Genomic DNA, 1,040 nt, shown 5'->3' with positions numbered 1-1,040 from the left:
CTGTTACGCAAGGTGCTTAAGAGCGTTGATGTGATAGTCAGCATTGATATTCACGGTGACATACGCCGCATGAGTGATGTTTATTTTAAACCTCTTCATCTCAAAGACATGAGAGGTGTATTCAGTAAAGGGCTTCAATAAATAAATTATCGAATTACGCAACCCTCGTTTAAATATGAAGGTGACCGAAATGAAAAAAACGATATCTTCCGCATTATTGCTCTGCATTATGGCGTCATGTTCAACCTCGGTCATGGCCGCTGACGCCTGTGAAGTGGTGTTATGCATGTACGGTAAAGCCACCGGGAACGGCGGCGGCAATGAATGCCATTCTGCTGAACGTGCATTCTTTAATATCGTCAAAAAGAACAAGCACGGTTTTCTGCCCGACCATACTGCCGATGCCAGAAAATCGTTCTTACTTGAGTGTGATTCGGCAGACCCGGCAATTATCAGCCAGATTATCAATAAATTTGGTCGCATGCGTGGTTAATTAACGGAGGTAGTCATCATGACAAAACCGGGTTTTATTCAGCATCCCTGGACACATCAGCGTGGGGATTTCATGCGCGCAGCCTGTGTTATTGAGCACATTGAAAATGAGGCGATGCACGGATGCGGCCTTTATTATGAAATTTATCACTACCGGGTTGTCTGCCGGTTATTGCAGTTGATGCAAACGCTGAATGCCACCGACAGAATAACGCTGACAGAGGAAGCCAACCGGCGAGGGTTTACGCTGGATGAAACCAGCATTAAAGAAAGTCGTCAGTGTTATTCCGACATCATCAGGGAAATCCGCGAGAGCCACTATTAATCCCTGTTTTAATTTTATTCGCAGGTCCCCTATAGCGCCAAAACATTTCAGCCGAATCAGACTTAAGGCGTGGCGGTTTTCAGGTTTTTACGGCCCAGCACATTTTTCGCGAATTAAGGAGTGAAGAAATGCGGGCCGTAAAAATGAGGCAGCGGACAGAATTATTTTCGCGGGCTAAGGAGCGAAAATAGTTCAGGCACCGCGCCTCACCGGCAAACAGCCG

The 1,040-nt window shown here is 46.2% G+C and carries 2 protein-coding genes and 1 pseudogene; all 3 read left to right on the top strand.

The genetic code is table 11. The features are described from left to right. Positions 1-141: pseudogene (locus H0248_RS22315) on the top strand (P-type DNA transfer ATPase VirB11); the annotation flags it as partial. Between the two features lie 49 nt (positions 142-190). Beyond that, entirely contained in the window at positions 191-493 is a 303-nt protein-coding gene (locus H0248_RS21515) for a TrbM/KikA/MpfK family conjugal transfer protein (RefSeq protein ID WP_180787427.1), read from the top strand. Positions 494-511: 18 nt separating this feature from the next. Beyond that, a complete protein-coding gene (locus H0248_RS21510) occupies positions 512-817 on the top strand; it encodes a hypothetical protein (protein ID WP_180787426.1) in 306 nt (101 codons plus the stop codon). Positions 818-1,040: the final 223 nt, after the last annotated feature.

The organism is Pectobacterium brasiliense (assembly GCF_013449685.1).
Classification (GTDB): domain Bacteria; phylum Pseudomonadota; class Gammaproteobacteria; order Enterobacterales; family Enterobacteriaceae; genus Pectobacterium; species Pectobacterium brasiliense_A.
Note: the sequence above shows the minus strand (reverse complement) of the source record. Positions and strands in the feature narration are given on the sequence as shown.

What these genes read in the sequence shown, in the direction of transcription:
- H0248_RS21510 (WP_180787426.1), top strand. Translation starts at nt 512, where the DNA reads ATGACAAAACCGGGTTTTATTCAGCATCCCTGGACACATCAGCGTGGG.
- H0248_RS21515 (WP_180787427.1), top strand. Translation starts at nt 191, where the DNA reads ATGAAAAAAACGATATCTTCCGCATTATTGCTCTGCATTATGGCGTCA.